The organism is Nocardiopsis protaetiae (assembly GCF_045446735.1).
GTDB classification, from domain to species: Bacteria; Actinomycetota; Actinomycetes; order Streptosporangiales; family Streptosporangiaceae; genus Nocardiopsis; species Nocardiopsis protaetiae.
In genome coordinates this window covers 1-8079 of sequence record NZ_JBJJBV010000292.1, presented here as the reverse complement: position 1 = coordinate 8079, position 8079 = coordinate 1, and the positions used below count along the sequence as shown (strand labels likewise).

General features: G+C 74.1%; 9 protein-coding genes. 4 read left to right on the top strand and 5 right to left on the bottom strand.

Annotated elements, in window-relative coordinates:
* Window positions 1-38: 38 nt before the first annotated feature.
* Entirely contained in the window at window positions 39-446 is a 408-nt protein-coding gene (locus ACJOT3_RS29550) for a hypothetical protein (RefSeq protein WP_406976413.1), read from the bottom strand.
* 147 nt (window positions 447-593) lie between these two features.
* Window positions 594-1319 carry a Mut7-C RNAse domain-containing protein gene (locus ACJOT3_RS29545; RefSeq protein WP_406976412.1) on the bottom strand — a complete coding sequence of 242 codons (726 nt, stop codon included), beginning with the start codon at window positions 1317-1319 and terminating at the stop codon, window positions 594-596.
* Between the two features lie 107 nt (window positions 1320-1426).
* Between ACJOT3_RS29545 and ACJOT3_RS29540 the strand changes: the two genes are divergently transcribed.
* Window positions 1427-1954, top strand: a complete 528-nt coding sequence (locus ACJOT3_RS29540; RefSeq protein WP_406976414.1) for a PadR family transcriptional regulator — start codon at window positions 1427-1429, stop codon at window positions 1952-1954.
* Window positions 1944-2567: a GyrI-like domain-containing protein gene (locus ACJOT3_RS29535; protein ID WP_406976411.1), complete on the top strand. Its 624-nt coding sequence runs from the start codon at window positions 1944-1946 to the stop codon at window positions 2565-2567. The genes ACJOT3_RS29540 and ACJOT3_RS29535 overlap by 11 nt, the downstream gene beginning before the upstream one ends.
* A 55-nt stretch (window positions 2568-2622) precedes the next feature.
* On the opposite strand, the gene ACJOT3_RS29530 is transcribed toward ACJOT3_RS29535, so the two are convergent.
* Window positions 2623-4278, bottom strand: coding sequence for an ATP-binding cassette domain-containing protein (locus ACJOT3_RS29530; protein ID WP_406976410.1), 1656 nt, complete (start codon window positions 4276-4278; stop codon window positions 2623-2625).
* A gap of 258 nt (window positions 4279-4536) precedes the next feature.
* Window positions 4537-5541: an aldo/keto reductase gene (locus ACJOT3_RS29525; RefSeq protein ID WP_406976409.1), complete on the bottom strand. Its 1005-nt coding sequence runs from the start codon at window positions 5539-5541 to the stop codon at window positions 4537-4539.
* Window positions 5542-5673: 132 nt separating this feature from the next.
* Here ACJOT3_RS29525 and ACJOT3_RS29520 point away from each other — a divergent pair, with 132 nt between their 5' ends.
* The gene (locus ACJOT3_RS29520) at window positions 5674-6216 is read left to right on the top strand and encodes an MOSC domain-containing protein (RefSeq protein WP_406976408.1); all 543 of its coding nucleotides are present in this window, start codon (window positions 5674-5676) and stop codon (window positions 6214-6216) included.
* 67 nt (window positions 6217-6283) lie between these two features.
* On the opposite strand, the gene ACJOT3_RS29515 is transcribed toward ACJOT3_RS29520, so the two are convergent.
* Window positions 6284-7150 (bottom strand): sigma-70 family RNA polymerase sigma factor, encoded by an 867-nt coding sequence (locus ACJOT3_RS29515; RefSeq protein WP_406976407.1) that lies wholly within the window; start codon window positions 7148-7150, stop codon window positions 6284-6286.
* A 96-nt stretch (window positions 7151-7246) separates the two neighbouring features.
* Here ACJOT3_RS29515 and ACJOT3_RS29510 point away from each other — a divergent pair.
* A partial coding sequence (locus ACJOT3_RS29510) for an FAD-binding oxidoreductase (protein ID WP_406976406.1) occupies window positions 7247-8079 on the top strand: 833 nt, incomplete at its 3' end.

Sequence of the window (8079 nt, the reverse complement as noted above, 5' to 3'; positions counted from 1 at the left end):
CGCGGGGGCCCGCCCCGGGCGGGCGGGCCCGGGGCGGGCTACTCGTTGAACTCGCCGGAGTCGTCGCAGGGGTGGGTCACGATCGGCCTCGTCGGGTAGCGGCCCTCGCAGATGACGAAGGTGTAGGTCCCGGAGTTGCCGATGTTGTAGCCCTTCTTGTCGCACCCCGGGTCGCCGCCGTCGGAGATGGTCATCACCCTCTTGTAGCCGCTGGTGTCCCAGTAGGAGTTGTAGAAGACCGCCCCGTAGACGCCCTTGCCGTTCTTGAGCAGGTCGCAGATCTTGAAGACGTCCCCGTCGTCGATGAACGTCATGCGCCCCCCGTTGATCTCGGCGGTCCTGTCGGCCGCGGCGGCCGCCGCGGCCGCAGGGGCCGCCGCGGACAGGACCGTCAAGGTGGCGGCGGCGCAGATCGCCGAGATGCGGGTGAACATGGATGCGGGCATGGGTCTCCCTCGTCGGCCGCGGATGCATCGACCGTGCCGATGCCTCTGGTCGTGGACTCCGGGGGCACGGGAACCCGGGGGAACATATCAGCCCCGTCACGCTGTGTGCCCGCTCTGGCCGGTTGCGGCCCCGGACGGCGGGGCGGCTCAGGGGCGGTGGGCGGCGACCGTCTCCCGGGCCCGGCGCACGATCTCGGCCAGGTGGGAGTGGTGGGCGCCGGGCCAGTACACCCGCTCACACCCCGGGCAGCGGGCGAACGCGTCGTGGGCGGCGCGGGTGCCCGCCTCCAGGTCGCCGGTGACCTGCTGCTTGTCGGCGTGCACCAGCACGCCGTTGCAGGCAGGGCAGCGCGTCCAGGGGTCCAGGGCGGGGGCGAACCGGTCCAGGACCTCGCGCAGCTGGTCGTCGGGGCGGGTCTGGCGGACGTGGGCGCCCGCGCGCAGGCCCGAGCGGCTGAGCAGGCCGCGGTCGCGGGTGAGCAGCACCCGCTCCTCGGCGTTGGCCTGCCGGAACAGCGAGGGGTCGTCGCGGTCGTTGTCGTAGGCGGTGTCCAGGCCCAGCAGGCGCAGGCGCCGGGCCAGGGTGCCCAGGTGCACGTCCAGCAGGAAGCGCAAGGGGAAGGGGACGGCCTGGGGCAGGGCCACGGGGGCGACGTCGACGACCTGCCCGGGGGCGGGGATGGTGCCCGGTTCGGCGGGGCGCCCGTCCAGGAGCAGGGTGCCGACCTCGGTCATGGGCACGCCGTGCGACTGGACCAGGTGGGCCAGGGTGGAGGTGGAGTCGGCGCCCGTGTGCAGGGTTCCGCCGCGGTGGCGCGGGGCCAGGAAGAACCGGAGTTCGGGCGCGAAGCGCAGTTCCAGGGTGGGTTTCATCGGCCGAGTATGGCACCGCGCGGGCCGGGCCACCCTTCCTTTTCCCGCCGGGGGCGGTCGGTTGCCGCACCCTGGTATTCCAGTACTAGAATGATGGTGTGGAGACGATGCCTTTGACACCCGCGGAGCTGACCGTCCTGGGACTGGTCGTGGAGCGGCCCCGGCACGGATACGACCTGGAGCAGGTGATCGCCCGGCGCGGTGTCCGGCGTTGGGCCGACATCGGGTTCTCCTCGATCTACTACCTGCTGGGCAGGTTGGAGAAACGGGGCCTGGTGCACGTGCCCGAGGCTCCGGCGGCGGCCACCTCCCGGCGGGTCTTCCACGCCACCGACGCCGGGCGGCGGGCCGCCCGCGAGGGCGCGCTCGCGCTCTTGCGCGAGGCCGCGCCGGTGGCCCACCCGCTGCTGGTGGGCGTCGCCAACCTGGACCTGCTCACCCCGGCCGAGTACGCCGGGGCGCTGGGCGAGCGGTTGGCCGTGGTGGAGGAGCAGATCGCCGCCGTCCGGGCGGCCGAGGCCGCCCAGGGGCCGCTGCCGCGTGCGGCGCGCGAGGTGTTCTCCTATTCGTTGAGCCTCATGGAGGCGGAGAGGGCGTGGCTCGCCGAGCGGGCCCGGGTGCGCGATGACCGATAAGACCGATTTCAAGAAGACCCTGGACTGCTACCGCGCCGAGCGCGGGCGGTTCCGGGTCCTGGACGTCCCCGAGCTGCACTACCTGATGATCGACGGCCACGGGGATCCCAACGGTGACGTCTTCGCCGAGGCGGTGGGGGCGCTGTACCCGGTCGCCTACAAGCTCAAGTTCGCGAGCAAGAGGGAGCTGGGCCGCGACTACGTCGTCATGCCCCTGGAGGGCCTGTGGTGGTCCGACGACATGGACGCGTTCACCGCCGACCGCGACAAGTCGCGGTGGGACTGGACCCTGATGATCATGGTCCCGGACTGGACCGACGCCGCCATGGTGGGTGCCGCGGTGGAGGCGGCCGGGGCCAAGGGCGCGCCCGCCCGGCTGCGGGACGTGCGCCTGGAGGCGCTGGCCGAGGGGCGGTGTGTGCAGACGCTGCACGTGGGGCCCTTCGACGAGGAGGGGCCGGTGCTGGAGCGGATGCACCGTACGTTCATCCCCGAGCAGGGGTTGCGGATGGGCGGCCGCCACCACGAGATCTACCTGAGCGACCTGCGCCGGACCGCCCCGGAGAGGTTGCGCACCCTGCTGCGCCAGCCGGTGGTCGCGGCCGACGCCTAGAAGACGCAAAAAGAAAGGGGGGTGTGCGGGCGGGTCCCGCACCCCCCCTTCGCGGTCAGACCAGGGCGTCGCTGGCCGCGGTCAGCGGCAGGTGGGTCCAGGCCGCCACGTCGCGGCGCAGCCGCCGGTCGTGGGTGGCCACCACCACCGCGGCCGCCGTCGCCCCCAGCCCCTCGGTCAGCTCCTCCACCAGCGGGATGGACAGGTGGTTGGTGGGCTCGTCCAGCAGCAGCACGTGCGGCCGCTCGGCCAGGGCCATCGCCAGGTCCAGGCGGCGCTGCTGGCCCATGGACAGCTCGCCCACCGGACGCGAGGCGTCGGCGGCCGACAGCAGCCCCAGCGCGGACAGCGGCACCGCCGCACCCTCGGCGAGCACGCCCCGGCTGACCAGTTCCTCCATCCGGGTCGCGAACACCTCGTGGGCGCGGCGGGTCTCGGTGTGCGGGGACTCCTGGGACAGCAGGCGCACCCGTGCCCTGCGGGCGGTGCGCACCGTGCCGGAGGTGGGCTCCAGCAGTCCGGCCAGGACCGCCAGCAGGGTGGACTTGCCCGCCCCGTTGGGGCCGGTGACCACCAAGCGGTCCCCCGATTCCAGGTGCACGTCCACCGGGTGGTGCAGGCGCCCGGCCACGCTCACCCGTTCGGCCTCCAGCAGGGTGACGCCGGAGCGGGCGGGCAGGTCGGGCATGCGAAAGCGCAGCGGCGGCGGGGGCATGGTGACGGCGTGGGCCTCCAGGTCGGCGCGGCGGCGGTGGACGGCGCGCACCAGGCCCCCGGCGCGGGTGGCGCGGGCGTGTTTGCCGGTGCCCTTGTCGGGGCGCCACCCGCTGATGAGCCGGTTCTGGGCCTGGGACAGGTCCTGGGCCAGGCGGGTGTGCTCGGCCTGCTGCTGTTCGTACTCCTCCTCCCAGCGTTCGCGCTCGGCGCGGCGGCCCTGCTGGTAGCCGGCGAAGCCGCCGCCGTAGACGCGGGGGCGGCCGTCGGCGCTGGGGTCCAGGTCCAGGACGGTGGTGGCCACGTCCGAGAGCAGGGCGCGGTCGTGGCTGACCAGTACCACCCCGTTGCGGTGTTCGCGCAGGCGTGTGGTGAGGAAGTCCAGGCCGGCCGCGTCCAGGTGGTTGGTGGGCTCGTCCAGCAGCAGGAAGTCGTGTCCGGCGCCCAGCAGGGCGGCCAGGCGCACCCGGTAGCGCTGGCCCACCGACAGCTCCTCCAGTGGGCGGGTGCGGTCGGTGACGGCGCCCAGGTTCTCCAGGGCCAGGTCCACGCGCCGGTCGGCGTCCCAGGCGTCCAGGGCCTCGGCGGCGGCGAGTGCGTCGGTGTAGGCGGTCTCGGCCGCGGGATCGCCGTGGGCCAGGCGGGCGGCGGAGGTGTCCAGTGCGGCCAGTGCGGTGCGGGCGTCGGCGAGTTCGATGTCGATGAGGTCGCCGACGGTGCGTCCGTTGGTGGTGTGCATCTCCTGTTCGGCGAAGCCGATGGTGCCGATGCGGCGTACGGTGCCGCGGTCGGGTTCCAGGGCTCCGATGAGGACCTGGAGCAGGGTGGATTTACCGCGGCCGTTCTCTCCGACGACGCCCCACCGGGAGCGGGGGGCGACGGTCATGTCGACGCCGGCCAGGACGGTTCTGCCGCCGCGGTTGACGTGCAGGTCAGTGGTGGTGAGCTGGGCGCGCTCGCCCGCGGGCACGGCTGGGACGGGGCCTGAGGTGGGCATGTCTCTCCTCTGGTGGGGGCTCGACCCGCGGCGTGGGCGGGGAGCCTCCCGGTTCCTCTGACGGTCGGCCCGCACGGGAGGGTGGGGCCGGGGTACGCGTGGGGCACCCGCGGCCACGCCGGGCGTGGGGCGGGTGTGCGTGTGACCGTTAGAGGTAGAGGACGTACTGCATGGGCCCCATGGTAGGTGGCGGGTGCGGGGTGGGGCCAGGGGTTTTTGCGGGCCCGCGGGCGAGGTCACGGCCCGGTGCCGGGTCGGTCACATCGGTGTGCGGCCGTCTCGGTCGGGGTGGACGTCGCGGTGGCCGTCCAGCCAGGGCAGGGTCTGGGCGATGAGGTCGGCGGGGTAGCCGGGCTCCAGGTGGGAGGCCTCCTGGAGCCGTTGCAGGGCGTGGGGGGACAGGGTGGTGTCGGCGGCGGGGAGCAGGTCGGCGAGCTGGGCGTCGGTGCGCGGGCCCAGGATGGGGTGGATGGGGTCGGGGCGTGAGAGGAGCCAGGCCAGGGCGGTGCGGGCGTCGCCCAGGCCTTCGGCGGTGGCGACCTCGTGCAGGGTGCGGGCCAGGGTGCGTTCGCGGGGGGTGAGGCGGGCGGGGTCGATGCGGCCGGTGGCGGGGGCGTCGGGGTCGGCGAAGCGGCCGGAGAGCAGGCTGCCTGCCAGGGGGCTGTAGGCGGCGGTGCTCAGGCCCAGGGTGCGGGCCATGGGCAGGAGTTCGCGTTCGATGTCGCGGCGGGCGAGGCTGTAGGGGACCTGGAGGGCGCTGAAGGGGGTGCGGTCGCGCAGGTCGGCGCCGGTGTTGGCGGCGGCCACGGCCCAGGCGGGCAGGTTGGAGGCGCCGGTGTACAGGACGGTGCCGGCTCGGACGGCGTCGTCGAGGGCGCGCATGGTCTCCTCGACGGGGGTGCGGGGGTCGTGGCAGTGCACCCACAGAAGGTCGATGTGGTCGGTGCGCAGGCGGCGCAGGCTGGCTTCCAGGGACAGGCGCAGTGCTTTGCGGTGGGATCCGCCGGTGAGCGGGTTGTCGGGGTCGGCGGGCAGGGTGAACTTGGTGGCCAGGACGAGGCGGTCGCGGCGGGTGCCGTGCAGGACCTCGCCGAGGAGGTCCTCGCTGTCCCCGTAGACGGGGGCGGTGTCGATGACGTTGCCGCCGGCGTCGGTGTAGCGGTCGATGATGCGGGCGGCCTCGGCTGTGGTGGTGAAGCCCATGGTGCCCAGGAACAGGTCGGAGACGCGCAGGCCGGTGCGGCCCAGGGTGCGCAGGCGCATCAGGCCTCCCGGGGGTCGGTGGTGGTGTGCATGGGGCCAGTCTGGTGGTTGCGGGAGGCGGTGCACGAGTCTTTTCGGGGCGAGGTCTAGGGTGGCGCCCGGATCTGTCGGAGCGGTGGAGGGCGGTCGCCGGTGGGCGCGGTGGTGGAGTCGGTGGGCAGCAGTGCGGGGCACACGTTCGGCAAGCCGGTGCGGGAGGGCATCCGGTTGCTGGCGGGGTTGGGGGTGGAGGGGGACGCCCACATGGGGGTGACGGTCAAGCACCGGTCCCGGGTGGCGGTGGATCCCACGCAGCCGAACCTGCGGCAGGTGCACCTGATCCACGCCGAGCTGTTGGAGGAGTTGGCCGCGGAGGGGTTCGCGGTGGGTGCGGGGGAGCTGGGGGAGAACGTGACCACCCGGGGGGTCGACCTGCTGGGGTTGGGGCGGGGGACGGTGCTGCGGCTGGGGCCCGATGCGCGGGTGGAGGTGACGGGGTTGCGCAACCCGTGTGTGCAGATCGACGCGTTCTCGCCGGGGTTGATGAAGCGGCTGGTGGGGCGCGGCCCCGATGGGGGGATCGTGCGGCGGGCCGGGGTCATGGGGATCGTGCTGGAGGGCGGCCGGGTGGAGCCGGGGATGGCGGTGGAGGTGGTGGCCCCCGAGGGTCCGCATGTGCCGTTGGACCGGGTCTGATCCCGAGCCGGCGTCCCGCTGACACCGGTGGCCTCATCCTTCTCAGGGATGCGGCCACCGGTGGGGGTCAGGTCAGGGCCGCGAGCAGGTCGGGGTCGTAGCGGATGTCGATGTCGGTGATGCGTCCGGCCTCGACGGTGAACAGCAGGACCGCGGTGGGGCCGTTCGCGGACAGGGACACGAATCCGGGCAGGTCGTCGACCAGGACGGGGCGGGCGCCCTGGGCCAGGCGGGAGAAGGTGAGGGCCTGGGCGGCCACCGTGTCGGCGCCGCGGGTCAGTGCGGGGACGCCGCGCAGTCGGGCGAAGACGTCGCCGCGCGCGCTGACCTGCGGGTCCAGGATGGTGAGCAGGCCGGTGAGGTCGCCGCCGCGGGCGGCTGCCAGGAAGGCGTCGACGGCCTTGTCGCGGTGGTCGGGGACCACGGTGGTGGTGTGGGCGGGGGTGCCGCGTACCCGGCGGCGGGCGCGGGAGGCGAGTTGTCGGGCCGCGGCTGGGGTGCGCTCGACGATGGGGGCGATGTCGTCGAAGGGCACGGCGAACACGTCGTGCAGGACGAACGCCAGGCGTTCGGCGGGGGTGAGGGCGTCCAGGACCACGAGCAGGGCGACGCCGACGGCGTCGGCGGTGAGCGCCTGGTGTTCGGGGTCGGGTGCGGGGTCGGGGAGTTCGGTGCCGGGGTGGTCGGCGGGTTCCTCGCGGCGGGCGGTGCGCGAGCGCAGCAGGTCCAGGCAGATGCGGCCGGTGACGGTGGTGAGCCATCCGGCGGGGTTGTCGATCTGTTCGGTGGTGCGGGCCAGGCGCAGCCAGGTCTCCTGGACGGCGTCCTCGGCCTCGGCGGTGGAGCCGAGCATGCGGTGGGCGATGGACAGCAGCAGCGGCCGGTGCTCCTGGAAGAGGGCGGCGCGGTCGTCGTCGAAAGTTCTCTCGTGCATCGGTCACATTCTCGCGGTGGGGTCCGTCGTGGGTTCGACGGTTCATCGGGATGACGGAACGGGTCCCGGTGATGTGACGAGGAGACGAGGGTCGTGATGGGTGTGCGTGGTCTGGACGCGGTGGTGCGCGGTCGGGTGCTGACCGGTGGGGACGCGGGGTTCGAGGCGGCGTCGCGGCCGTGGAACCTGGCGGTGGAGCAGAAGCCCGAGGCGGTGGTGGAGGTCGCCGACGCCGGTGATGTGGCCGCGGTGGTGCGGTGGGCGGGTGAACGGGGATTGTCGGTGGCGGCCCAGACGACGGGGCACGGCGCCACGGGCAGCGCCTCGGGTGCGGTGCTGGTGCGCACCGCCGCTTTGGGCGGGGTGGAGGTGGACCCGGCGGCGCGGACGGTGCGTGTGGGTGCCGGGGTGTCGTGGGGGCGGGTGCAGGAGGCGGCGGCCGTGTACGGGCTGACGGGGCTGCCGGGCAGTTCCCCGGGTGTGGGGGTGGCCGGGTACACGCTGGGCGGGGGGCTGAGCTGGTTCGGGCGCCGCCACGGGTGGGCGGCCGACGCGGTGCGGGCCTGGGAGGTGGTGTGTGCCGACGGTGAGAGGGTGCGGGTCACGGCGGAGTCGGACGCGGACCTGTTCTGGGCGCTGTGCGGTGGGGGCGGCGAGGTGGCGGTGGTGGCCGCGGTGGAGCTGGAGCTGTTCCCGGCGCCGGGGCTGTTCGCGGGCTCGGTGGTGTGGCCGGCGGGCAGGGCGGCGCAGGTGGCGGCGGCCTATGAGGAGATCGCCGCCGACGCGCCGGAGGAGTTGGCGCTGTGGTGGAGTCTGCACCGGTTCCCGGGTGCGGAGCCGTTGGTGTCGGTGCAGGCGGCGTTCCTGGGCGGGGCCGGGCGGGCGCGCGCGTTGCTGGCGCCGCTGGCGTCGGTGGGCGGGTCGGTGCG

What these genes read in the sequence shown, in the direction of transcription:
- ACJOT3_RS29540 (WP_406976414.1), top strand. Translation starts at nt 1,427, where the DNA reads ATGCCTTTGACACCCGCGGAGCTGACCGTCCTGGGACTGGTCGTGGAG.
- ACJOT3_RS29525 (WP_406976409.1), bottom strand. Translation starts at nt 5,541, where the DNA reads ATGCGCCTGCGCACCCTGGGCCGCACCGGCCTGCGCGTCTCCGACCTG.
- ACJOT3_RS29515 (WP_406976407.1), bottom strand. Translation starts at nt 7,150, where the DNA reads ATGCACGAGAGAACTTTCGACGACGACCGCGCCGCCCTCTTCCAGGAG.
- ACJOT3_RS29535 (WP_406976411.1), top strand. Translation starts at nt 1,944, where the DNA reads ATGACCGATAAGACCGATTTCAAGAAGACCCTGGACTGCTACCGCGCC.
- ACJOT3_RS29545 (WP_406976412.1), bottom strand. Translation starts at nt 1,319, where the DNA reads ATGAAACCCACCCTGGAACTGCGCTTCGCGCCCGAACTCCGGTTCTTC.
- ACJOT3_RS29530 (WP_406976410.1), bottom strand. Translation starts at nt 4,278, where the DNA reads ATGCCCACCTCAGGCCCCGTCCCAGCCGTGCCCGCGGGCGAGCGCGCC.
- ACJOT3_RS29550 (WP_406976413.1), bottom strand. Translation starts at nt 446, where the DNA reads ATGCCCGCATCCATGTTCACCCGCATCTCGGCGATCTGCGCCGCCGCC.